This is a genomic window from Streptomyces globisporus (assembly GCF_003501885.1).
GTDB lineage: Bacteria > Actinomycetota > Actinomycetes > Streptomycetales > Streptomycetaceae > Streptomyces > Streptomyces globisporus_D.
Map to the genome: position 1 here is coordinate 1 of NZ_QWFA01000087.1, position 23,430 is coordinate 23,430.

At 72.8% G+C, this 23,430-nt stretch carries 24 protein-coding genes; 6 read left to right on the top strand and 18 right to left on the bottom strand.

The genetic code is table 11. From position 1 onward, the window contains the following. Positions 1-51 precede the first annotated feature (51 nt). The 5 genes from D3105_RS17580 to D3105_RS17600 all read right to left on the bottom strand — a co-directional run bounded on the left by D3105_RS17580 (position 52) and on the right by D3105_RS17600 (position 5,551). Positions 52-2,595 carry a sensor histidine kinase gene (locus D3105_RS17580; protein ID WP_118904121.1) on the bottom strand — a complete coding sequence of 848 codons (2,544 nt, stop codon included), beginning with the start codon at positions 2,593-2,595 and terminating at the stop codon, positions 52-54. Positions 2,596-2,777: 182 nt separating this feature from the next. Next, positions 2,778-3,512: an ABC transporter ATP-binding protein gene (locus D3105_RS17585; protein ID WP_118904122.1), complete on the bottom strand. Its 735-nt coding sequence runs from the start codon at positions 3,510-3,512 to the stop codon at positions 2,778-2,780. 152 nt (positions 3,513-3,664) lie between these two features. Then, a complete protein-coding gene (locus tag D3105_RS17590; RefSeq protein WP_097873684.1) occupies positions 3,665-4,438 on the bottom strand; it encodes a DUF3710 domain-containing protein in 774 nt (257 codons plus the stop codon). A gap of 1 nt (position 4,439) precedes the next feature. After that, on the bottom strand, positions 4,440-4,970 hold the full coding sequence (gene dut, locus D3105_RS17595) for a dUTP diphosphatase (RefSeq protein WP_118904123.1): 531 nt from the start codon (positions 4,968-4,970) through the stop codon (positions 4,440-4,442). Continuing rightward, positions 4,967-5,551, bottom strand: coding sequence for a PaaI family thioesterase (locus D3105_RS17600; RefSeq protein ID WP_029182603.1), 585 nt, complete (start codon positions 5,549-5,551; stop codon positions 4,967-4,969). The genes dut and D3105_RS17600 overlap by 4 nt, the downstream gene beginning before the upstream one ends. 58 nt (positions 5,552-5,609) lie before the next feature. Here D3105_RS17600 and D3105_RS17605 point away from each other — a divergent pair, with 58 nt between their 5' ends. Then, positions 5,610-6,068: a DUF3093 domain-containing protein gene (locus D3105_RS17605; RefSeq protein ID WP_030802203.1), complete on the top strand. Its 459-nt coding sequence runs from the start codon at positions 5,610-5,612 to the stop codon at positions 6,066-6,068. 28 nt (positions 6,069-6,096) lie between these two features. Here D3105_RS17605 and D3105_RS17610 read toward each other — a convergent pair whose 3' ends face one another. The 4 genes from D3105_RS17610 to D3105_RS17625 form a co-directional block, all read right to left on the bottom strand. Further along, positions 6,097-7,059 (bottom strand): hypothetical protein, encoded by a 963-nt coding sequence (locus tag D3105_RS17610; protein WP_118904124.1) that lies wholly within the window; start codon positions 7,057-7,059, stop codon positions 6,097-6,099. Positions 7,060-7,072: 13 nt separating this feature from the next. Continuing rightward, a complete protein-coding gene (locus D3105_RS17615) occupies positions 7,073-7,369 on the bottom strand; it encodes a DUF4193 domain-containing protein (RefSeq protein ID WP_003965732.1) in 297 nt (98 codons plus the stop codon). Between the two features lie 403 nt (positions 7,370-7,772). Next, positions 7,773-9,005: a sensor histidine kinase gene (locus tag D3105_RS17620; RefSeq protein ID WP_118904125.1), complete on the bottom strand. Its 1,233-nt coding sequence runs from the start codon at positions 9,003-9,005 to the stop codon at positions 7,773-7,775. Positions 9,006-9,010: 5 nt separating this feature from the next. Further along, positions 9,011-9,664: a response regulator transcription factor gene (locus D3105_RS17625; protein ID WP_118904126.1), complete on the bottom strand. Its 654-nt coding sequence runs from the start codon at positions 9,662-9,664 to the stop codon at positions 9,011-9,013. 382 nt (positions 9,665-10,046) lie between these two features. Here D3105_RS17625 and D3105_RS34595 point away from each other — a divergent pair, with 382 nt between their 5' ends. Beyond that, complete coding sequence (locus tag D3105_RS34595) at positions 10,047-10,220, top strand: hypothetical protein (protein ID WP_165891035.1); 174 nt, start codon at positions 10,047-10,049, stop codon at positions 10,218-10,220. Positions 10,221-10,311: 91 nt separating this feature from the next. Here the strand turns inward: D3105_RS34595 and D3105_RS17630 are convergent, their stop codons facing one another. After that, a complete protein-coding gene (locus D3105_RS17630) occupies positions 10,312-11,112 on the bottom strand; it encodes an inositol monophosphatase family protein (RefSeq protein ID WP_010063410.1) in 801 nt (266 codons plus the stop codon). Positions 11,113-11,157: 45 nt separating this feature from the next. Beyond that, positions 11,158-12,285, bottom strand: a complete 1,128-nt coding sequence (locus tag D3105_RS17635; protein WP_118904127.1) for a ferrochelatase — start codon at positions 12,283-12,285, stop codon at positions 11,158-11,160. Positions 12,286-12,484: 199 nt separating this feature from the next. Here D3105_RS17635 and D3105_RS17640 point away from each other — a divergent pair, with 199 nt between their 5' ends. After that, positions 12,485-13,729 (top strand): MFS transporter, encoded by a 1,245-nt coding sequence (locus D3105_RS17640; protein ID WP_118904128.1) that lies wholly within the window; start codon positions 12,485-12,487, stop codon positions 13,727-13,729. Beyond that, the gene (locus D3105_RS17645; protein WP_118904129.1) at positions 13,689-15,008 is read left to right on the top strand and encodes a D-arabinono-1,4-lactone oxidase; all 1,320 of its coding nucleotides are present in this window, start codon (positions 13,689-13,691) and stop codon (positions 15,006-15,008) included. Before D3105_RS17640 ends, D3105_RS17645 begins: the two co-directional genes overlap by 41 nt. 86 nt (positions 15,009-15,094) lie before the next feature. On the opposite strand, the gene D3105_RS17650 is transcribed toward D3105_RS17645, so the two are convergent. Continuing rightward, positions 15,095-16,159, bottom strand: a complete 1,065-nt coding sequence (locus D3105_RS17650; RefSeq protein WP_206272781.1) for a hypothetical protein — start codon at positions 16,157-16,159, stop codon at positions 15,095-15,097. Positions 16,160-16,649: 490 nt separating this feature from the next. Between D3105_RS17650 and sepH the strand changes: the two genes are divergently transcribed. Then, complete coding sequence (sepH, locus tag D3105_RS17655) at positions 16,650-17,747, top strand: septation protein SepH (protein WP_118904136.1); 1,098 nt, start codon at positions 16,650-16,652, stop codon at positions 17,745-17,747. Positions 17,748-17,867: 120 nt separating this feature from the next. Here the strand turns inward: sepH and D3105_RS17660 are convergent, their stop codons facing one another. Then, on the bottom strand, positions 17,868-18,698 hold the full coding sequence (locus D3105_RS17660) for a sulfurtransferase (RefSeq protein WP_118904131.1): 831 nt from the start codon (positions 18,696-18,698) through the stop codon (positions 17,868-17,870). A 236-nt stretch (positions 18,699-18,934) separates the two neighbouring features. Here D3105_RS17660 and D3105_RS17665 point away from each other — a divergent pair, with 236 nt between their 5' ends. Further along, on the top strand, positions 18,935-19,729 hold the full coding sequence (locus D3105_RS17665) for a VOC family protein (protein ID WP_118904132.1): 795 nt from the start codon (positions 18,935-18,937) through the stop codon (positions 19,727-19,729). A 16-nt stretch (positions 19,730-19,745) separates the two neighbouring features. Here the strand turns inward: D3105_RS17665 and D3105_RS17670 are convergent, their stop codons facing one another. The 5 genes from D3105_RS17670 to D3105_RS17690 form a co-directional block, all read right to left on the bottom strand. Then, the gene (locus tag D3105_RS17670; RefSeq protein WP_118904133.1) at positions 19,746-20,186 is read right to left on the bottom strand and encodes a hypothetical protein; all 441 of its coding nucleotides are present in this window, start codon (positions 20,184-20,186) and stop codon (positions 19,746-19,748) included. Positions 20,187-20,258: 72 nt separating this feature from the next. Then, positions 20,259-20,909, bottom strand: coding sequence for a thymidine kinase (locus tag D3105_RS17675; RefSeq protein ID WP_118904134.1), 651 nt, complete (start codon positions 20,907-20,909; stop codon positions 20,259-20,261). 45 nt (positions 20,910-20,954) lie between these two features. Next, a complete protein-coding gene (locus D3105_RS17680; RefSeq protein ID WP_118904135.1) occupies positions 20,955-22,142 on the bottom strand; it encodes an alkaline phosphatase family protein in 1,188 nt (395 codons plus the stop codon). Continuing rightward, positions 22,142-22,738 (bottom strand): DUF5998 family protein, encoded by a 597-nt coding sequence (locus D3105_RS17685; protein WP_006128099.1) that lies wholly within the window; start codon positions 22,736-22,738, stop codon positions 22,142-22,144. The genes D3105_RS17680 and D3105_RS17685 overlap by 1 nt, the downstream gene beginning before the upstream one ends. A gap of 65 nt (positions 22,739-22,803) precedes the next feature. Continuing rightward, on the bottom strand, positions 22,804-23,430 hold a 627-nt coding region (locus D3105_RS17690; protein WP_240646938.1), incomplete at its 5' end, for an acetate--CoA ligase family protein.

Here is a 23,430-nt window from a genome sequence, read left to right on the forward strand (position 1 = left end):
GGGAGGGGGCGGGGAACACGTCGGGGCGGGCTGGGCGCGCCCGGAGGTGGCTCACGAGGTGACCTGGGCCGGCAGTTCGGGTTCGGCCCGGATCCCGCCCGGCGCCGCGGCCAGCGTCAGGACCATGGTCAGCCCGCCGCCCGGGGTGTCCTCGGCGTCCAGCGTGCCGCCCATGGCCTCGGCGAAGCCCCGGGAGACGGCTAGGCCGAGCCCCACCCCGGCGCCGCGCGGGGCGTCCCCGTACCGCTGGAAGGGCTCGAATATGCGCTCCTTGGCCTCGTCGGGGACGCCCCGGCCCCGGTCCACCACCCGCAGCTCGACCCGGCCGCCGAGCGCGCTGGCGGCCACGGCGACGGGCTCCCGGCCCGGGTTGTACTTGACGGCGTTCTCGACGATGTTGGCGACGACCCGCTCCAGCAGCCCGGGGTCGACGGCGACCATCGGCAGCGTCTCGGGGATGTCGAGGTCGACGCTGCCCTCGGGGACGCCGCCGAGCGCCATGGGGACCACCTCGTCGAGGTCGATCTCGCGGATCAGGGGCGTCACGGTGCCGGTCTGGAGGCGGGACATGTCCAGCAGGTTGCCGACGAGGTGGTCCAGCCGGTCCGCGCCGTCCTCGATGCCTTCCAGCAGCTCCGCCTCGTCCTCGTCGGACCAGGCGACGTCGTCGGAGCGCAGCGAGCTGACGGCGGCCTTGATGGCGGCCAGCGGGGTGCGCAGGTCGTGGCTGACGGCGGCGAGCAAAGCGGTCCTGATCCGGTTGCCCTCGGCGAGTCGGCGGGCCTGCTCGGCCTCCCCGACCAGGCGCTGGCGGTCCAGGACGACGGCGGCCTGGGCGGCGAACGCGCCGAGCACCCGGCGGTCCTCGGCGGGCAGCACCCGGCCGGAGAGCGCCAGGGCCAGGTTGTCGCCGACCGGCATGTCCACGTCGGCGTCGTCGGGCCGGGTGACGGGGGCCGGTCCGACGGATCCGGCGCAGGTCCACGGCTCGACGTCGCTGCTGCGCTCCAGCAGGGCGACGGATTCCATGGCGAAGGTCTCACGGACCCGTTCCAGCAGGGCGTCCAGGGCGGTCTCACCGCGCAGCACGCTGCCGGCGAGGAAGGAGAGGATCTCCGACTCGGCGCGCAGCCGGGCGGCCTGGTGGGTGCGCCGGGCCGCGAGGTCGACCACGGAGGAGACCGCCACCGCCACCGCGAAGAAGATCACGATGGCGACGAGGTTCTCCGGGTCCTGGACGGTCAGGGTGTGGGTGGGCGGGGTGAACCAGTAGTTCAGCAGCAGGCTGCCGACGGCCGCCGAGGCGAGCGCGGGTCTCAGCCCGCCGAGCAGGGCGGCGGCCACCGTCAGGAAGAGGAAGAGCAGGACGTCGTTGGCGAGGCCCGGTGCGTCTTCCATCGAGCGCAGGACGACCGCGAGCAGCACGGGGCCGACGACGCCCACGAGCCAGCCCCAGATGATCCGGGCGCGGCCGAGCCGTGCACCGCGGGCGATGGGCAGACCGCGCCCCTTGGCGACCTCGTCGTGGGTGACGATGTGGACGTCGAGGTCGGGCCCGGACTCGCGGGCGACGGTCGCGCCGACCCCGGGGCCGTAGATGTACTGCCAGGTCTTGCGGCGGCTGGAGCCCAGCACGATCTGCGTGGCGTTGACGCCGCGGGCGAACTCCAGCAGGGCGGCCGGTATGTCGTCGCCGATGACATGGTGGAAGGTGCCGCCGAGGTCCTCGACCAGGGTCCGCTGGACGGTCAGCTCCTTCGGGGAGGCGGAGGTCAGGCCGTCGCTGCGGGCGATGTAGACGGCGAGGATCTCGCTGCCGGAGCCCTTGGCGGCCATCCGGGAGGCGCGGCGGATGAGGGTGCGGCCCTCGGGCCCGCCGGTCAGCCCGACGACGATGCGTTCGCGGGCCTGCCAGGTGGTGCGGATGTTGTGCTCGCCCCGGTACTGCTGGAGGTACTCGTCGACCCGGTCGGCGGTCCACAGCAGGGCCAGCTCGCGCAGGGCGGTGAGGTTGCCGGGGCGGAAGTAGTTCGAGAGGGCGGCGTCCATCTTGTCGGGCTGGTAGATGTTGCCGTGCGCCATCCGGCGGCGCAGCGCCTGGGGCGACATGTCGACCAGCTCGATCTGGTCGGCCCGGCGGACCACCTCGTCGGGGACGGTCTCGCGCTGCCGGACGCCGGTGATCGACTCGACGACGTCGCCGAGTGACTCCAGGTGCTGGATGTTGACCGTGGATATGACGTCGATCCCGGCCTTGAGCAGCTCCTCGACGTCCTGCCAGCGCTTGGCGTTGCGGGAGCCGGGGACGTTGGTGTGGGCCAGCTCGTCGACCAGGGCCACGGCCGGGGCGCGCTCCAGGACGGCGTCGACGTCCATCTCGGTGAAGACGGCGCCGCGGTAGCTGATCTCGCTGCGCCGGACCTGCTCCAGGCCGTGCAGCAGCACCTCGGTGCGCGGCCGGGCGTGGTGCTCCACGAAGGCCACCACGCAGTCGGTGCCGCGCTCGACCCGGCGGTGCGCCTCGGAGAGCATCGCGTACGTCTTGCCGACGCCCGGTGCCGCGCCCAGGTAGATCCGGAGTATGCCGCGTCCCATGGCCCCATTGTCTTCTTCCGTCCGGCCGTGTCCTGCGGAGGGCCGGTGGCGCGCCCGGTGCGGCTGCCGCCTTCGACGCTACTCCGCCCCGGGCCGTGGTTCGGTCCCGGGAGTGCAGGTGAGGGGCGTATTGACGGAACTCTGATGCGCGCCGGGAGAGCCGGAAGGACGGGGCCGAAGGCTCAGGCGTGTTGGACGATATGGCCGTCGCTCAGCTCCAGGACCCGGTCGGCGAGGCCCAGCAGCTGGGGGTCGTGGGTGGCGACGAGGGCGGTGACGTTCTCGCTGCGGACGACCGCGCGGAGCAGTTCCATCACAGCGAGCCCGGTCTCGGCGTCGAGCTGTCCGGTGGGCTCGTCGGCGATCAGCAGGGCGGGGCGGTTGGCGAGGGCGCGGGCGATGGCGACGCGCTGCTGCTGGCCGCCGGAGAGCTCGCCGGGGCGCTGCTCGGCGTGGTCGGCGAGGCCGACGAGGGAGAGCAGCAGGGCGACCCGTTCGTCGCGCTCGGCCGGGTCGGCCTTGCGCAGCCGCAGCGGTACGCCGACGTTCTCGGCGGCGGTCAGGATCGGGATGAGGCCGAAGGACTGGAAGATGAAGCCGACCCGGTCCCGGCGCAGCTCCAGCAGCCCCTTCTCGCCGAGGCCCGCCAGCTCGGTGCCGTCGACGGTGATCCGACCGCTGTCGGGGGTGTCCAGGCCGCCGACCAGGTTGAGCAGGGTGGTCTTGCCGGAGCCGGAGCGGCCCTTGAGCGCGACCAGCTCGCCGCGCGGGATCTCGAAGGAGACGCCGCGCAGAGCGTGCACGGCCGCCGCTCCGCTCCCGTACGAGCGGTGCAGGTCCTCGACGGTGACCATCGCGCTGCGGGCCGGGTCCTCGGCGAGGGCCGTGCCGGACTGCCCGCTGGTGCTCTCGGTCATGCTGCTCCCCCGTCGTACGTACGTGGCCCGCGTCGTCGCCCGCCAAGTATGTGTGTACGGCACACGGCCGGGCAATGGCCGGGGCCGGTACGGACGACGGCCGGTGGGCCGCACCCGGGAAGGGGTGCGGCCCACCGGCCGTGCGGTGTCCGCTAGCGGACCTCGGTGATCTCGGGGCCGCGCTGGAGCTGGCCCATGCCGCCGGAGAACCGGGAGCTCTCCTGGTCCTCCTGCTGCACGCCCTCGGGCACCATCTGGGCGTCGTTGGGGAGCTTGAGGACGATCGGGTCGCGGGGGGCCATCGGGCCGTCGCCGCGGACGACCACGGTGTCCCGGAAGATCGTCTCCAGCAGTCCGGCGGCCTCCGGCTGGACGGCGCCCTGGCCGGAGATCACTCCGCGCAGGAACCAGCGGGGGCCGTCGACGCCGACGAAGCGCACGAGCTGCACCCCGCCCGTGCCGTCCGGGAGCTGTACGGGGACCTGCGCGCGCAGCTCCCAGCCCAGCGGGCCCTCGACCTCGTCGATGATGCCGCCCTGCTGGGTGATGCCCGAGGCGATCTCGTCGCGGACCTCGCCCCAGATGCCCTCCTTCTTGGGGGCGGCGAAGGCCTGCAGCTGGACCGCGCTGTCGCGCAGCACCACGGTGGCGGCGACGATCGCGTCCCCGGCCACCTCGACGCGCAGTTCCATGCCCTCGACCCCGGGGACGAAGATGCCGCCCAGGTCGACCCGGCCCTCGCCGGGCTGGGAGACCTCGGAGCTGTCCCAGGGTCCGTCCGGTCGGGGGGCCGGCGGAAGATTCATCCGACGGGTGCCTCCGGCGGCAGCGTCGCCGCTCCCGGGCTCGTCGGCGACCTGCTCGGCCTCGCGCACCTCGTCCGCCGCGTCCTCGGCGGAACCACTCTTCTTGCGACGTCCGAACACGTCACTGTCCTTCCCGGTCGGATACGACCGAAGCGTAGCTGTTCCCACCATGGGTGATCCCGCCCTCGGCGCCGTCCACCGACGCGTGGCCGCCGGTGGACCCGAAGCCCCCTTCGGCCCGCGCCGAGCCGGGAAGTTCCGCCACCTCGTGGAAGCGCACCTTCTCGACCTGCTGGACAACCAGTTGGGCAATCCGGTCGAACCGTTCGAATCGCACGCTCTCGCGTGGATCGAGGTTGACCACGATCACCTTGATCTCCCCACGGTACCCGGCATCAACCGTCCCTGGGGCATTCACGAGGGCCACTCCGCAGCGGGCTGCGAGGCCGGAGCGCGGGTGCACGAACGCGGCGTACCCGTCGGGCAGGGCGATCGAGACCCCGGTGGGCAGCACCACGCGTTCGCCGGGGGCGAGTTCGGCGGCCTCGGTGGTCACCAGGTCGGCCCCGGCGTCGCCCGGGTGCCCGTACGCCGGAATCGGCACATCCGGGTCGGTCCGGCGGATCAGTACGTCGACGGGACTGCGGGTCACGGGTTCACCTCGAAGGCGCGGGCGCGCCGGACCTGGTCGGGGTCGGACATGGCCGCCTGGATCTCGGCGGGCCTGCCGTTGTCGATGAAGTGGTCGACCTTGACCTCGATGAAGAGGGCGTCGGCCCGGACCGCGACGGGGCCTTCGGGGCCGCCGATCCGGCCGGTGGCGGTGGAGTAGATCTTCCGCCCGTGCACGGCGGTGATCCGGGCGTCGAGGTGGAGCACGGTGTCCACGGGGACGGGGCGGACGAAGTCGGTCTCCAGCCGTCCGGTCACCGCGATCGTGCGCAGCAGCCAGTTCAGCGAGCCGAGGGTCTCGTCCAGCGCCGTGGCGAGCACCCCGCCGTGGGCCAGGCCGGGTGCGCCCTGGTGGGCGGGCTGCACGGTGAACTCGGCGGTGACGCTGACGCCTTCGCCGGCCCGCGCCATCAGGTGCAGTCCGTGCGGCTGTCCCCCGCCGCAGCCGAAGCAGTGTTCGTAGTGCGCTCCGAGAAGCTCGCCGGGGGCGGGCGCGTCGGGGTGCCGGACCGGCGCGACGGCGTCGGCCGGGGGTGTCAGAGCTGCTGATGTTCCACTCACAGGCGCAGACCTTACCCGCGCGGCGGTGTGCCGGTCGCGCCGTGCCAAGCTTGGTGCCATGCAGCCTTCCGCACCGCCCTTCGACGAACGTCTCACCGCGCCCCGCTCCTGGTGGTTCATCGCCTTCGGGGTCGGTGTCGCCTGTGCTCTGATGCTGCTGCCGCTGGGCACCCTGCCGATGCTCGCGGGGCTGGTCGGCGGGACGGCCGCGGCGGCCCTCGTGGTGAGCGGTTACGGCTCCGCCCGGATCCGGGTGGTGGCGGGGTCGCTCGTCGCCGGCGAGGCCCGGATCCCGCTGTCGGCGCTCGGCGAGCCCGAGGTGCTGGACGCGGAGGAGGCGCGGGCCTGGCGCACGCACAAGGCGGACGCCCGCGCGTTCATGCTGCTGCGCGGCTATGTGGAGACGGCGGTGCGGGTGGAGGTCACGGACCCCGAGGACCCGACTCCGTACGTCTATCTCTCCACCCGGGACCCGCGGGGCCTCGCGGCGGCGCTGAGCACCGTACCGACGGCCTGAGCCACTCGCCCGGACGGGACGGGGGCTCTCAGGGGCCCTCGATCTCCTTGGGCAGCTCGGCCGGGTTCAGCGGCTGCTCCAGCGGCGGCAGCGCGGGCAGCCGGTCCCAGGGGATCCGGTCCTTGCGCAGGTCGTCCCTGACCCGGTCGGCGAGCTTGCGGGTGTCGCGGCGGTTCATCGTGGCGCCGACGGCGGCGCCGATCATGAACGGGATCAGGTTGGGCAGATTGCGCGCCATGCGCTTCATGATCTGCTGGCGCAGCTCACGCTTCATCTGGCCGCCGAGGGCGGCGTTGAGCGTGGTGGGCCGGGTGACGTCGATGCCGCGCTCCTCCGTCCACGACGTGAGATACGCGGTGCTGCGCTGGCCGAGATTGCCCGGGGGACGGCGGCCGTAGACCTCGTGGAGCTCGGCGACGAGCTTCATCTCGATCGCGGCGACGCCGGTGACCTCCGCCGCCAGCTCGGCGAGCATCGCGGGCGGTACGGGCATCATCGCGGCGGCCCCGATGCCGGCGCCCACGGTCGCGGTGCCCCGGCAGGCTCCCGTGACCAGCTTGTCGGCCAGCTCCTCGGGCCCGAGCCCGGGGAACTGCCTGCGCAGGGTGGCGAGGTCGCGCACCGGCACGCGCGGAGCCGTGTCGATGATGCGGTCGGCCAGCTGTGCGGCCAGTGCCTTCGCGCTCTCCCCGCTCTTGCGTACGCCCCGTTTCACTGCGTGCAGGCGGCCCCCGGCCTGGGGCTCCGCCCGGTCCTGCTGTTCCTGCTGCGCGGCCAGGTCCGGCAGTGCTGCCGACCCGGCCACTTCGAGCGAGGCCGAACGGCCTCGCTCGTCGTCGGAACCGCCGGAGTGGTCCGGCGGGGCGGCGGACCGCTCGGCAGACGCGTGACCGCCTTCTGCCGGGCCTGTGCCGCCGGTACCGTCCTGTGGTGCCTGCTGGCCGTGCCGACGCCAGGGGCGCCGCTTCCGGAACGGTGTCTCGCCTGCCACGGCCGACTCGACCTCAGTCGCAGTCGCGGCAGATGGGCTGACCGTTCTTCTCGCGGGCCAGCTGGCTGCGGTGGTGCACCAGGAAGCAGCTCATGCAGGTGAACTCGTCGGCCTGCTTGGGCAGCACCCGGACGGCCAGCTCCTCGTTGGAGAGGTCCGCGCCGGGCAGCTCCAGGCCCTCGGCGGCGTCGAACTCGTCGACGTCGACGGCGGAGGCCGTCTTGTCGCTCCGACGCGCCTTGAGCTCTTCGAGGCTGTCCTGGTCCACGTCGTCGTCGGTCTTGCGTGGGGTGTCGTAATCCGTTGCCATGTCGCTCTCCCCCTCTTGGGTGTCTAGGTGTCTCAGCGCACGTAACGCGTGAGAGGCCGGACTTGTGCCCGACCTGAGGCGGAGATTTTGCCTCACATCAAGGTCTGTTACTCAATCGACACCCAACCGGCCGCCTCGGCGAGGCTCGGCTTGGGTGGCGATGGGGACCGTACACGGTCCCGACTGCGCAGTTCACGGGCGCCACCCCGTGTACTTCCCGTGATAACGATCCCCGAAAACCCGGACGATTACCGGCTTTCCGACAGACTCGTGATCACGGAGAGTGGATGACCGGAAAATCGACCGTGTGATCGATCACACACGACCCGCCCGGGAACGGGTCCTGAAAATTCCGCCCAAAGCGAACATGAAGATTCGGTGCAGAGTCACATCGTGCAGCCTCTCAGACCGGCAGAGTGACACGCATCACGAGACCACCGCCCTCGCGGGGCTCCGCGATGATACGGCCTCCGTGGGCCCGCGCGACGGACCGCGCGATCGACAGGCCGAGCCCGACCCCCTTGTCGCTGCCCGTGCGCTCCGTACGCAGCCTCCTGAAGGGCTCGAAGAGGTTGTCGATCTCGTACGCCGGGACCACCGGGCCGGTGTTGGAGACGACGAGCAGGGCCTGCCCGTCCCGCACCTCGGTGGTGACCTCCACCCAGCCGTCCTCGGGCACGTTGTAGCGCACGGCGTTCTGCACGAGGTTCAGCGCGATCCGCTCCAGCAGGACCCCGTTGCCCTGCACCGTGGCCGATGCCCGCTCACCGCGGATCTCGACCTTCCTGGCGAGCGCCTCCGCCCGGGTCTGGTCGATGGCGCGCTCGGCGACCTCCGCCAGGTCGACCGGTTTGCGCTCGACGATCTGGTTGTCGCTGCGGGCCAGCAGCAGCAGGCCCTCGACCAGCTGCTCGCTGCGCTCGTTGGTGGCCAGGAGGGTCTTGCCGAGCTGATGGAGCTCCGGCGGGGCCTCCGGGTCGGAGATGTGGACCTCCAGCAGGGTGCGGTTGATCGCCAGCGGGGTGCGCAGCTCGTGCGAGGCGTTGCCGACGAACCGCTGCTGTGCGGTGAAGGCCCGCTCCAGCCGGTCCAGCATGTCGTCGAAGGTGTCCGCCAGCTCCTTCAGCTCGTCGTCGGGGCCGTCCAGCTCGATCCGCCGGGTCAGGTCGGTGCCGGCCACCCGGCGCGCGGTCCGGGTGATCCGGCCGAGCGGGGACAGGACGCGTCCGGCCATGGCGTATCCGAAGGCGAAGGCCATCACGCTGAGGCCGACCAGGGCGAGGAGCGAGCGGTTGAGCAGAGTGTCCAGGGCCGCCTTGCGCTGGTTGTTGACGCAGGCGTTCGTCGCGGCGTTGAAGGCGTCCGGACTGGCGTTCGTGGGCAGGGTGCAGATCTCGCTGGTGACCTTGCCGCTGACGATCTCGAACGGCAGCTCGCTGCCGACGTGGAGCGCCTGCGCGGCCAGCATGTAGATGATCGACAGCAGCACGATGCCCGCGATCAGGAACATCCCGCCGTACAGCAGGGTGAGTCGTATCCGGATGGTCGGGCGCAGCCAGGGGTACGGGGGGTCCGGCTGCTTGGGCTCCCAGGTGGGCTTCGGTGGCGCCGCGGGCGGCTCCGGTGTGGTGGCCATGGTCCTCAGATCCGGTATCCGGAGCCCGGCACGGTGACGATGACGGGCGGTTCGCCGAGCTTGCGGCGGAGCGTCATCACCGTGACCCGCACCACATTGGTGAAGGGGTCGGTGTTCTCGTCCCAGGCCTTCTCCAGCAGCTGCTCGGCCGAGACGACCGCGCCCTCGCTGCGCATGAGGACCTCCAGCACCGCGAACTCCTTCGGGGCGAGCTGGATCTCCACCTCGTCGCGGAAGACCTCGCGACGGTTCGGGTCGAGCTTGATGCCGGCGCGCTCCAGGACGGGCGGCAGTGCCACCGTCGTACGACGGCCCAGCGCGCGGACCCGGGCGGTCAGCTCGCTGAAGGCGAAGGGCTTGGGCAGATAGTCGTCGGCGCCCAGCTCCAGGCCCTCGACCCGGTCGCTGACGTCGCCGGAGGCGGTGAGCATGAGCACCCGGGTGGGCATGCCGAGTTCGACGATCTTGCGGCAGACGTCGTCCCCGTGCACCACCGGGAGGTCCCGGTCCAGCACGACGACGTCGTAGTCGTTGACCCCGATACGCTCCAGGGCCGCGCCACCGTCGTAGACGACGTCGACGGCCATGGCCTCCCTGCGCAGTCCGGTGGCCACCGCATCGGCGAGCAGCTGCTCGTCCTCGACGACGAGTACGCGCACGGCGCAGTCCTTCCTTCGGTCCTTCGTCGGGTTCACAGAGCGAGCGGCCCACGCGGGGGCCGCTCGGACACGGACAGCCGGGCCGACCGTGTGCCTCCATCCTGCCCTCAACGCGCATAAACCGGCGGTAAGACGGCGGCGGGCCGAACGTTCCCGCGGCCTTCCGCGGGGAAACCGGCGGTTTCCCGGGCCAGTTGAGGTTTCTCTGAGCCGCGGTATGGGGAAGAGGGGTTCACACCCGCGATCACGCCTGTCCCGTGGCCTGCCACGGTCCGCCCCTTTTCCCCGGAGCGGCGGCGCGATCACCCGCTCCTCCGGCTCCCCGGCCGGGGGTATCCCGGGCACACCCCCGTGCCACCGACCCACGATGAGGGGGCGCATCATGGACGCTTTCACCGCAGGTCTGCTGCAACGCATCAAGACGACCGAGTCCGACCTCACGCGGGCGCGCGAGGACGGCGACGACTTCCTCGCGGATGTCGAGCAGGGCGAGCTGGACGATCTGCACCGCCTCGCCGCCGAGCACGGCGTACAGGTCGGCGCCGTCGGCGCCTGAGCCGTACGCCAGAGGGCCCCGGATGCTGTCCAGGCATCCGGGGCCCTCTGCTGTGCCGTCGGGCTCCCAGAGCCCCACCAGGGGCTTCGGGTCAGTCGTGCCAGGCGCCCAGCTCGTCGAGTGCGGCCTGCAGCGGCTCGAAGACGCCGGGGGTGGCGGCCACCGTCAGGTCGCCGTCGGCGGGCAGCCCCGGGCGGCCGCCGGTCAGCGCACCCGCCTCCCGGGCGATGAGGTCGCCCGCGGCCAGGTCCCAGGGGTGCAGGCCGCGCTCGTAGTAGCCGTCGAGACGGCCCGCCGCCACATCGCAGAGGTCGACGGCGGCCGAACCGCTGCGCCGGATGTCGCGGAGCCTGGGGATGAGCCGCTGGGCGACGTCCGCCTGGTGGGCGCGGACGTGGGCGACGTAGTTGAAGCCGGTCGAGACGAGTGCCTGGTCCAGGGGCGCGGTGGGCCGGCAGCGCAGCGCTTCGCCGTTCGCGAACGCACCGCCGCCGAGGACCGCCTGGTACGTCTCCCGGCGCATCGGGGCCTCGACGACGCCCACGACCCGCTCGCCGTCGCGCTCGGCGGCGATGGAGACCGCCCAGGTCGGCAGGCCGTAGAGGTAGTTCACCGTGCCGTCGAGCGGGTCGATGACCCAGCGGATGCCGGTGGAGCCCGGGGAGCTGGCGCCCTCCTCGCCGAGAAAGCCGTCGTCCGGGCGGAAGTCGGTGAGGTAGCCGGTGATCAGCTTCTCGGCGGCGATGTCCATCTCGGTGACCACGTCGATGGGGCTGGACTTGGTCGCGGCCACCCCCAGGTCGGCGGGGCGGCCGTCGCGCAGCAGGGCTCCGGCGCGGCGGGCGGCTTCGAGAGCGAGGTCGAGCAGTTCGGACAGGGCGGGGTCGGTCACGGTGCTCCCAGGTGATCGGTGCGCACGGTCGGGTGGTCGTACGGGCTACACGTACGGGCTGTCGGCGCCCGCGGCGGCCGGCTTCGGGGCCCTGGCGGGGCAGCAGCCGACGGGACAGAGGTCGTGGGAGGGCCCCAGCGACCCCAGCGCGCAGCGCTCGACCGCCCGGCCGCGCTCGCTCGCGGCACGCTCCAGGACCAGGTCCCGTACGGCGGCGGCGAAGCGCGGGTCGTCGCCCACCGTGGCGGAGCGGCGGACCGGCAGACCGAGCTCGGCGGCCTTGGCGGTGGCCTCGGTGTCCAGGTCGTACAGCACCTCCATGTGGTCCGAGACGAAGCCGATGGGCGCCATCACGACGGCGGGGACGCCCTCGCCGTGCAGGGTCTCCAGGTGGTCGCAGATGTCGGGTTCCAGCCACGGGATGTGCGGGGCGCCGCTGCGGGACTGGTAGACGAGCTGCCAGGGGTGCTCGACGCCGGTCTCGGCGCGCACCGCCTCGATGATCAGCCGCGCCACGTCGAGGTGCTCGGCCACGTAGGCGCCGCCCTCGCCGTGGGCCTCCTCCGGGCCCGAGGCGTCGGCGGCGGAGGTCGGGATGGAGTGGGTGGTGAACGCGATGTGCGCGCCCGCGCGGACGTCCTCGGGGAGGTCGGCGAGCGAGGCGAGCACGCCGTCGGCCATGGGGCCGACGAACCCGGGGTGGTTGAAGTAGTGGCGGAGCTTGTCGACCCGGGGCACATCGAGGCCCTCGGCCTCCAGGGCGGCCAGCGACTCGGCGAGGTTCTCGCGGTACTGGCGGCAGCCCGAGTAGGAGGCGTAGGCGCTGGTGGCGAGGACGGCGATCCGGCGGTGCCCGTCGGCCGTCATCTCGCGCAGCACGTCGGTCAGGTACGGGGCCCAGTTGCGGTTGCCCCAGTAGATCGGCAGGTCGACGCCGTGGTCGGCGAAGTCCTTGCGCAGCGCCTCCAGCAGGGCGCGGTTCTGCGCGTTGATCGGGCTGACCCCGCCGAACAGGAAGTAGTGCTGACCGACCTCCTTGAGGCGTTCCTCGGGGATGCCGCGGCCGCGGGTCACGTTCGCCAGGAACGGGACCACGTCGTCCGGGCCCTCGGGACCGCCGAAGGAGAGCAGCAGCAGGGCGTCGTAGGGAGCGGCATCGCGCAGATCGGACATGCCGTCGATCCTGCCACCCGTCCCCGGCGGGGTGGCAACCGACATCCGACGGCCCGTCGGGAAGGCGTGGAACGGCGGGTGGGGAACCCGGCCGGTACCGGGCCCCCGGTCCGCCCGGAATCCGGTGTCCGGGGCGTCCGCCCGCCCGTAAGCTGTATGGGCCAGCTATACGCCTGACAGGCATGACCGGAGTACCCCCTTGCCCAGCCCCTACCGCGCCATCTTCTCCGCCCCCGGTACCAAGGGGTTCTCCGCCGCAGGCTTCCTCGGCCGGATGCCGCTGTCCATGATGGGCATCGGCGTCGTCACGATGATCTCCCAGCTCACCGGCCGCTACGGACTGGCCGGGGCGCTGTCGGCGACCCTGGCGATGTCGGCCGCGGTCTGCGGCCCCCAGGTCTCCCGGCTGGTCGACCGCTACGGGCAGCGCCGGGTGCTGCGCCCGGTCACGCTGGTCGCGGTGGCCGCGGTGGCGGGTCTGCTGGTCTGCGCCCAGCAGGGGGCGCCGGAGTGGACGCTGTTCGTCTTCTCGGTGGGCGCGGGATGTGTGCCGAGCGTGGGGTCGATGGTCCGGTCCCGCTGGGCGGAGATCTACCGGGGCTCGGGCCGCGATCTGCACACCGCGTACTCGTGGGAGTCGATCGTCGACGAGGTGTGCTTCATCTTCGGCCCGATCATCTCCATCGGCCTCTCCACCGCGTGGTTCCCCGAGGCCGGACCGCTGATCGCCGCCGCCTTCCTGCTGGTCGGCGTCTTCTGGCTGACCGCGCAGCGCGCGACCGAGCCGATGCCGCACCCGAAGTCGCAGCACACCGGGGGCTCGGCGCTGCGTTCGCGGGGGCTCCAGGTCCTGGTGGCCACCTTCGTGGCGACCGGTGCGATCTTCGGGGGCGTGGACGTGGTGACCGTGGCCTTCGCCGAGGAGCGCGGCCACAAGGCCGCTGCCTCCCTGGTGCTGGCCGTCTACGCGCTCGGCTCGTGTCTCGCGGGGGCCGTGTTCGGGCTGCTGCACCTGAAGGGGAACCCCGCGGCCAGGTGGCTGGTGGGTGTCTGCGCGATGGCCGTGAGTATGATCCCCCTCCTACTGGCCGGGAACCTTCCGTTGCTGGCCGTGGCGCTCTTTGTCGCGGGTCTCGCCATCGCACCGACGATGGTCACCACCATGGCCCTCGTCGAAGCGCACGTACCGCGCACCAAGCTGACCGAGGGCATGACCTGGACCAGTACCGGGCTCGCGGTCGGAGTGGCGCTCGGCTCCTCGGCCGCCGGCTGGGTGGTCGACGCCGCCGGGGCGAAGGCGGGGTACGCGGTGCCCGTCGTGGCGGGAGCGCTCGCGGCGGCGGTGGCGTTCCTGGGATATCGCCGGCTGGCCGGGCCGGCTGCGACGGGAGGGCGCGGGGAAGATGACCGACACCTACGCACGGACGACGAGCGCGTGGCGTAACTGGGCGGGCACCGTCACCGCCCGGCCCGCCCGCACCGAGTCACCCGCGTCCGTGGACGAACTCGCGGACGTGGTGCGCCGGGCGCACGCGGACGGCCTGAAGGTGAAGCCGGTCGGTTCGGGCCACTCCTTCACGGCGGCGGCCGCCACCGACGGGGTGCTGATACGCCCCGATCTGCTCACCGGGATCCGGGGCATCGACCGTGAGGCGATGACCGTGACGGTGGAGGCGGGCACTCCGCTCAAGCGGCTCAACACCGCACTCGCCCGCGAGGGCCTGTCGCTCACGAACATGGGCGACATCATGGAGCAGACGATCGCCGGGGCGACCTCCACCGGCACGCACGGCACGGGCCGCGAATCGGCCTCCATATCCGCGCAGATCCGGGCGCTGGAGCTGGTCACCGCCGACGGCACGGTTCTGGTCTGCTCGGCCGAGGAGAACCCGGAGATCTTCGCCGCCGCCCGGGTCGGGATCGGCGCCCTCGGGGTGATCACCGCCGTCACCCTCGCCGTGGAGCCGATCTTCCTGCTGACCGCCCGCGAGGAGCCGATGGGCTTCGACCGGGTCACCGAGGAGTTCGACGAGTTCGTGGCCGAGAACGAGCACTTCGAGTTCTACTGGTTCCCGCACACCGGGAACTGCAACACCAAGCGCAACAACCGCAGCGCCGGTCCGGCCGCCCCGCCCGGCCGGGTGAGCAGCTGGATCGACGACGAGCTGCTGTCCAACGGGGTCTTCCAGGTGGCCTGTTCGCTCGGCCGCGCGGTCCCGGCGACGATCCCCTCGATCGCCAAGCTCTCCAGCCGGGCGCTGTCGGCGCGTACGTACACCGACATCCCGTACAAGGTGTTCACCAGCCCGCGCCGGGTGCGGTTCGTGGAGATGGAGTACGCCGTTCCGCGCGAGCAGGCGGTGACGGCGCTGCGGGAGCTGAAGGCCATGGTCGAGCGGTCACCGCTGAAGATCAGCTTCCCGGTCGAGGTGCGCACCGCTCCGGCCGACGACATGGCCCTGTCGACCGCCTCGGGCCGGGACAGCGCGTACATCGCCGTGCACCTCTACAAGGGCACGCCCCACCGCTCGTACTTCACCGCGGTCGAGCGGATCATGACGGCGCACGCCGGCCGGCCGCACTGGGGCAAGATCCACACCCGGGACGCGGCCTACCTGACGGAGGTCTACCCGCGCTTCGGTGAGTTCACCGCGCTGCGCGACCGGCTGGACCCGGACCGGCTGTTCGGCAACGACTATCTGCGGCGCGTGCTCGGCGACTGAGTCCGGGCAGCCACTGCTACGACGTCGGCCCCGGCCCCCGCTCAATGGCGAGGGGCCGGGGCCGGAGTGTTCCGCCGGTACGTCCGTCACTCGGCGTCGGCGCCGGGCGGGCCCTGCTCGCCCTGCCCGGGGGCGACGCCCGTGCCGGTCGAGGGTTCGCCGGTACCGGTGTCGCCGGGGTTCGACGGAGTCGGCTGCGTCGGCTCGGGCGTGGGCTCGCCGGCGGATCCGGAGGGCGTCGGGGCGGTGGTGGGCCCGGTGGTCGGGTTCTCACCGCCCGGGCTCCTGCCCGGGTCCGGGCTCGTGCCGCTGCCGTCGCCGCCGTCCGTGGCGGGGGCGGAGCCGGTGCCGTCGCCCGGGGTCGGAGACTGCTCGTCCGCTCCCCCGTCCCTGCCGGTGTCCCCGGAGGGGGTGGGGTCCGCGGGCCCGGTGTCCCGGTCGCCGCCGCCGCGCACGACGGAGCTGAGGGTGGTGCCCTGGCCGCCGCTGAGGTCGTTGCCCGAGATCAGCTCGAACGCGGTGATCCCGGCCATGGAGACGGCGAAGACCGCGGCGGCCGCCAGCGCGGGGCGCTTCCATCCGCGCAGGCGGGTGCCGTGGGTGACGCCCTCGCCGAACGCGTCGTCGGGGGCGGCGGCCGGGTGCGATCCGGCCTGCGGGAGCGTCTGCGTACGGTCGTCGGCGCGCGGGATCATCTGCGTACGGTCGGCATCGGCTCCGGCGGGCGGGACGCGGAGCATCCGGGTCCGCTCGTCGCCGAGGTTCAGCAGCTGCGTCCGGTCCGTGTCGAGCGGCCTCAGCACCTGCGTGCTCTCCGCGTCCGGGATCACCTCCGGGACCGTGCCCGGGCCGACCGTGGGCAGCACCGTGGTGGCGTCGTCCACAGGCTGCCCCGTCGTCTCAGGTTCCGCCCGCTGTGCGGCGGCTCTGCGCCCGGCGGGCGTCGTCTCCTTGGTGTGCACGGTCACCTGGCGGCCCTCCGGGTGGGTCACCTGGACCGTCACCTCACGGATCTGCTCGCCGGTGCGGCGGAAGAAGTGCTGGAAGACCGAGCCGCCGCAGGTGGCGACGACGCTCATCACGCCCGCGCCGGCGATCGTGCCGTACACGCCCAACTGCGAGGCCAGCACCGCTGCCGCGACGGCCGCCACGGCGCTCCCGGCGACCTGCGGGAGACTCAGATCTATGCGCCTTTCCTTGGGTTCTGCGTCACTTTCCGGCTTCTGAACCATTACCAGCCCCTGCTTGACATCTCTCCCACCATGCAACAGGAAGGGACAAATGAGCGAAGTGGATAGTTCCGATTCTGGTGATTGTGTGAAGCACAACACGCATCAGGGGCATTTCGCGGAGAACTGGGTACCTCAACTCCCGCAGCCGGTGAGAACTTCGGCGGCGCGCCGGTCCACCCCGGTGGCCCGAATGGAGTACTGTGACGAGCCCTGGGGCGGACTCCGACGTGGGAATCCGCAGCTACCGGAGGGGGCCGACGGCGGCACCCTAGGCGGGCGCACCAGGGCGAGCGCCCGACACGCCGGGCAATTTGGCAAGGTTGTGGCAGGCTGCACCCGGGCAGGTCACACTCGACTAGCGGAAGCAGCGACGCACGTGACGTCGGCAGGCACCACCCGGGAGGTCCCCATGCCCGAACTGCGTGTCGTGGCCGTCTCCAACGACGGCACACGACTGGTGCTCAAGGCTGCGGACAGCACGGAGTACACGCTTCCGATCGATGAGCGGCTGCGCGCCGCCGTGCGCAACGACCGCGCCCGGCTCGGCCAGATCGAGATCGAGGTGGAGAGCCACCTCCGGCCCCGCGACATCCAGGCCCGCATACGGGCCGGTGCCTCCGCTGAGGAGGTCGCCCAGTTCGCGGGCATCCCCGTCGACCGTGTACGCCGCTTCGAGGGCCCCGTGCTCGCGGAGCGTGCCTTCATGGCCGAACGGGCCCGGAAGACTCCTGTGCGCCGTCCCGGCGAGAACACCGGCCCCCAGCTCGGCGAGGCGGTGCAGGAACGTCTCCTGTTGCGCGGCGCCGACAAGGAAACCGTCCAGTGGGACTCGTGGCGTCGTGACGACGGCACCTGGGAAGTCCTGCTCGTCTACCGGGTCGCGGGCGAACCGCACTCGGCGAGCTGGACGTACGACCCGCCGAGGCGGCTGGTCCAGGCGCTGGACGACGAGGCGCGCTCGCTGATCGGCGAGACCGACGACGTCGCCGCGCCGGAGCCCAGTTTCCCGTTCGTGCCCCGGATCGCCCGGCTGCCGCGCGACCGGCCGCTGGACCGGAGCCTCGACCGGCAGACCGAGCGCGAACGCCCGCTGGACCGGGCCCTGGACCGGCAGATCGAGCGGCCCGCGCCGGTCACCGAGCCCGAGGAGTACGTGAGCAGCGCGTCGGCCGGTGAGCGTGACTCGCTGACCAGCCTGCTGGAGGCGGTACCGAGCTTCCGGGGCGACATGGTCGTGCCCGAGCGGCCCACGCAGCCCGAGCCGCCCGCGCTGGAACCGGCGGAGGAGGCGGAGGCGGACGAGCCGCCGGCCGCCGCCGCTTCGGCCGGTGCCGGGTCGGCGTACGCGGATGTGCTGATGCCCCGGGCGGTGGCCGGTCATCGCGACCGGCTGACCGGGACGACGGACCGTCAGGCGGAGGCGGACGGGGTCCGGCCGGGCCGCCGGGCCGCCGTGCCGAGCTGGGACGAGATCGTCTTCGGCACCCGGCGCAAGAAGCAGGACTGACCGGGGATGACCACCGGTGGGGGCGGGGGCCGTACGCGATGGCGTACGGCCCCCGCTCCTTCGCCGTGGTCCGGCGCGCGGACGGGCGCGGGCGGGACCGGCCGGACCCGCCCTGCGGGGTTACCGGGGCTCGGGCCCCGTGGCGACCGGCCGGGAGGGGTCCGAGGACCACTCGGACCAGGAGCCCGGGTACAGGACACCGGTGAAGCCGGCGATCTCCAGGGCCAGCACCTCGTGCGCGCCGGAGACCCCGGATCCGCAGTAGACGCCCACGCCCTCGGTGCTGCCTTCCGCGCCCAGCCCGGCAAACCGTGCGGCCAGCTGCTCGGCCGGGAGGTAGCGCCCGTCCGCGTCGACGTTCTGCGTGGTCGGCGCGGAGACGGCCCCGGGGATATGGCCGCCGACGCGGTCGATCGGCTCCACATCGCCCCGGTAGCGCTCGGCCGCCCGCGCGTCCAGCAGCAGACCCGAGCGGGCGAAGGCCGCCGCACTTTCCGCGTCCAGGGTCGGCAGGGCCCCCGGCTTCGGCCGGAAATCGCCCTCGGCGGGGTGCGGGATCTCCGTGGTGAGGTCGCCGGTCCAGGCGGCGAGCCCGCCGTCGAGGACCCGTACGTCTCCGTGCCCGGTCCAGCGCAGCAGCCACCAGGCGCGGGCCGCCGCCCAGCCCTGCCCCCCGTCGTACACCACGACGGGGGTGTCCTGACCGACCCCGGCCCGGCGCATCACGGCACCGAAGGCCTCCGGGTCCGGGAGGGGGTGGCGGCCGCCGTCGCCCGCCGGTCCCGCCAGTTCCGTATCGAGGTCGACGTAGACCGCGCCGGGCAGATGACCGGCCTCGTAGTCGGGGCGGCCGTTCGGGCCGCCGAGCTGCCAGCGGACGTCCAGGAGCACCGGCGGTCGCGACCCGGCCGACTCGCTCGCGCATTCGGATGCGGTGATGATGGGCTTCATGGGTGCCATCCTCGCGCAGCGGGGCCGGCACCCGTAACAGCATCGGACGGGACGGCCGGCGGTAGTCCGGCCGTCCTCCGTCGAGAACCCGGACGACGCGGCGCGGCCGGTGCGCCTCCCGCGCCGGGGGGTGCAAGCATCTGCACGGGGCACGCGGACCGCGTCCTGACCCGGGACGGCGCCGCTGTCCCGTTCCCCCGCACGGCCACCACAACGGTCCGAGGAGAGAGAAGACGATGACCGAGGCCCCCGCCCGGCGCACGCCCGGAACACCTTGCTGGGTGAGTCTGATCGTGCACGGCCTGACCGCGACCCAGGAGTTCTACGGAGCCCTGTTCGACTGGGAGTTCCGGCCGGGCCCTGAACAACTGGGCCCCTACGTCCGCGGGCTGCTGCACGGCGAGGAGGTCGCGGGCATCGGCCAGCTGCCGCCCGACCGGCATCTCCCCATCGCCTGGACCACCTACCTCGCCACGGACGACGCCGACGTCACCGCGGAGGCCATCCGCTCCTGCGGCGGGACGGTCGCGGTCGGCCCACTGGACGCGGGCGAGGCCGGGCGGCTCGCCATCGCCTCGGACCCGAGCGGGGCGGTCTTCGGCATCTGGCAGGGCTCGGAGCACATCGGCACGATGACGGCGGGCGTACCCGGCACCCCCGTCTGGAACGAGCTGGTGACCCGGGAGACGTCGATGGTCGCGAAGTTCTACCAGACGGTCTTCGGTTACGAGACGGAGGCGGTGCTCTCCGCCGACTTCGACTACCAGACACTGCACCTGGACAACGTGGCGGTGGCGGCCCTGCACGGGGTCGGCCACGCGCTGCCGCGCGACCGGGGGCCGCACTGGATGACGTACTTCGAGGTAGCCGACACCGACCGGGCCGCGGCCCGGGTGGTGGAGCTGGGCGGGCGCGTCCTGCAGCCGCCGCGCGAGGGGGTGAGCGGCAGGCTGGCGACGGTCGCGGACCCGGAAGGGGCCGTGTTCACGGTCATCAGGTCGACCGGCAGCGGCTCCACCGAGAGCCCTTAGACGGGCAGGCCCCGGGTCACACGGCACGGTCCTCGAAACGGTGCACGACGATCCAGTAGTCGTCGTCCTCCTCGGTGAGGGCGCACAGCCGGCGGCCGTCCGGGGACATCGCGATGACCACGGAGCCCGCCCCGGGTACGAGGGCGGCGGAGAGCGCGGTGTGCGCGGTGCGGCGCACCCGGTCCCAGCCGTGATCGGCTTCCCGGACCAGGAAGCAGCCCTCGTCATCGATGACGGCAGCGGTCCGCGCGTGCTCCAGCCACAGCCGGTCGGCCTCCGCCGCCGCTCCCGGCGCCGAGCGCGCCACCGTAGCCCGGGGGGCCACCTCGACGTTGACGACGGCCTTGAAGGCCTGCGCGTACGAGGGCAGCTCATCGGCGACGCCCTGCGCCACGACCTCCAGCCCGGCCTTCGCCGGCAGCGGCGCCGACGCGCCCCCGCTCCGTTCGTCCGTCATGCCCGGCCACCGTTCTCGTAGGACAAGCCCTCGGGCCCCTCGGCCTGCCGCGTGCAGCGGAACCGTGAAGCCTCAGTCCGACGACACCGGCAGGACGTCGGGCGAGAGCGCGCCCGCGCGGGCGGTCTCCGCGGTGGTGCGGCGGCGGTGGTGGCGCCGGCACAGCACCTCGTAACCGACCTCGCCCGCCTGCCGGTTGACGTCGCCGACAACGACCTGGGCGCCCTCGACGACCATCTCGCCGTCCACCGTCCGGGCGTTGTGCGTGGCACGGGCCCCGCACCAGCACAGGGCCTCGACCTGAAGGGCCTCTATGCGGTCGGCCAGTTCGATCAGCCGCTGGGAGCCCGGGAACAGCTTGGTGCGGAAGTCCGTGGTGATACCGAAGGCGAAGACGTCGAGCTTCAGATCGTCGACCACGCGGGCCAGTTGGTCGATCTGGTCCGGGGCGAGGAACTGCGCCTCGTCCACGATCACGTAGTCGACCCGGCCGCCCCGGCTGACCCGGTCCACGATGTGCGCGTACAGATCCATGCCCTCCTCGGCCTCGACGGCGTCCGTCACCAGGCCGAGCCGGGAGGAGAGCTTGCCCTCCCCCGCGCGGTCGTCGCGGGTGAAGATCACGCCCTGGAGGCCGCGGGCCGAGCGGTTGTGACCGATCTGCAGGGCCAGCGTGCTCTTTCCGCAGTCCATGGTTCCGGAGAAGAACACCAGCTCGGGCATGAGGGGTCGAGCACCTTTCGGAGGGGGTCGGCGGGAGAGAAGGGGTTACGAGCGTACTTCGAGGAGCGGGACGAGCTGTTCCACGGGGGTCAGGGAGCCGTGCACGCCCGCCATCGCCGACTCGTGCGGCTCGTTGACGGAGGCCGTGATGATCACGTCGTCGTGGGCGGCGGCGACCACGTCGCCGATCCGCCCGTACACCCGCTCGTCGATCGTCGGGCCGAACCAGCCGGCCGCGATGGCCTCGTCCCGGCTCGCGATCCAGAACTGCTCGCCGAGGACCTCGCGCCAGACGGCCAGGACGTCGGCCTGGGCGCCGGGGACCGCGTAGACGTGGCGGGCGCGGCCCTCGCCGCCGAGGAGGGCGACGCCCGCGCTCAGCTCCCAGTCCTCGTCGAAGTCGATCCGGGACTGCTCGTCGAACGGGATGTCGATCATGCCGTGGTCGGCGGTGATGTAGAGCGCGGAGCGCGGCGGGAGCTGCTCGGCGAGGCGTCGGGCGAGCCCGTCGACGTACATCAGCTGGCCGCGCCAGGCGTCGGAGTCGGTGCCGAAGCGGTGGCCCTTGCCGTCGACCTCGCTGTAGTACGTGTAGACGAGCGAGCGGTCGCCGGCCGCCAGGCGCTGGGCGGCGACGTCCATCCGGTCCTCGCCGGAGAGCCGGCCGAGGAAGGAGCCGCCGCTGAGCGCGATCTTGGTGAGGGGGGTCTGCTCGAACATCGGCGCGGAGACCTGCGCGGTGTGGACGCCCACGGCGTCGGCGAGCTGGAAGACCGTGGGGTACGGCTGCCAGGCCTTCGGCTCGGTCCACGGCTTCCAGCGAAGCTGGTTCATCAGCTCGCCGGTCTGCGGGTTGCGCGCGGTGTAGCCGGGAAGGCCGTGCTCGCCGGGCGGCAGCCCCGTACCGACGGAGGCGAGCGAGGTCGCGGTGGTGGACGGGAAGCCCGCGGTGAGCGGGCGGCCGGTGCCCCCGCGCGAGGTGGGGAGCAGGGAGTGCAGGAAGGGGGCCTCGTCCGGGTGGGCCTTGATCTGCTCCCAGCCGAGGCCGTCGATCAGGAAGACGCAGTTGCGGTCGGCCGGGGTCAGCTCGGGGATCGCGGCAGTGAAGCCCGGCACCTCCAGTCCGGCGGCGAGCGTCGGCAGCAGGTCCGCGAGCGAACCCCTGCCGTACTCGGGCACGGGCGCGGTGTCGAGGGCCAGCGGCTCGGGGTCCTGCCAGGCGGGCTGGGCCATCAGCGGCCACTCGCCGCGGTGGCGGCCGTGGCCTCGGAGAGCGCCTGGGCGAAGGCGAGGGTCTGGCGCACGGCGTCGGGGCCGTCGCCGGCCTCGCTGACCCGCAGGCTCAGGTCGTCGGCGGTGGAGCTGCCCGTGTAGCCGTGGTCGGCCTCGCAGTTGGAGTCGCCGCAGGCGGCGGGCTCCAGGTCGATCCGGGAGACCGCGCCCCAGCCGATGGTCAGGACGACCTCGCGGGGCAGGGTGCCCGGGACGTACTTCTCCGGGTTGGCCACCACCCGGCTGACGACGACGGAGGAGATCCGCTCCAGCTTCACCGACTCGGTGGATGTGGTGGCGTACGGCGTCGGGGAGCTGGTGTCGGCGGCCTGTTCGTCGGTGTGGCTGACGATGAACCGGTGCTCGGTCAGGACGAGGACGGTCACATGACGGCGCACCTCGTTGGAGTCGAACGTGGTCTCCTGGTGGACCAGGTACGAAGCGACCGGCTCCCCGCCGACGGCGGCCTCCACCGCCTCGGCCACGAGGGCCGGGTAGTAGCCGCTGCGCTCGATCGCCGCGCGCAGCCCCTTGGTCGTCGTACCGGTCTTTGCCATGAGCACCATCCTACGGCGGGCCGGTGACTGCCGGGGACGCCCCCGTGGCCACCGGCCGGTGGGTCTCAGTAGTTCGGCAGGCGGCGGGGGCCGACGTCGCTCCGGGCGGGCGGCGGGGCGAGCCGGACGCTCGCGCCGAGCACGGTGAGTCCCTGCGGGGCCACGACGACGGGTTCGAGCGCGACGGAGACCACCTCCGGGTGGTCGTCGACCAGCCGGGACAGCCGCAGCAGCAGCTCTTCGAGCGCGGCCGTGTCGACCGGGGCCGAGCCGCGCCAGCCGAACAGCACCGGAGCCGCCCGGATGGACCGGATCAGCTCGGCGGCGTCCCGGTCGGTGGCGGGGACCAGCCGGTGCGCGGTGTCGCCTAGCAGTTCGGAGGGCGCTCCCGCGAGGCCGAAGGAGAGGATCGCCCCGGCGGCCGCGTCGATGGAGGCCCGCACGACCGTGTCGACGCCGCGCGGGGCCATCGCCTGGACGACGGGGAGCAGTTCGGCCGGCTTGCCGAGGAGGTCGGTGAGCTCACCGTAGGCCCGGCGCAGCGCTTCCTCGTCGGCGACGTCGAGGCGGACCCCGCCGAGGTCGGCGCGGTGGCGCAGGTGGGGCGCGGTGGTCTTGAGAGCCACCGGGTAGCCGAGCCGGGCCGCCGCGGCGACGGCCGCCTCCGGGTCGGGGGCGGGCAGGGTCTCAAG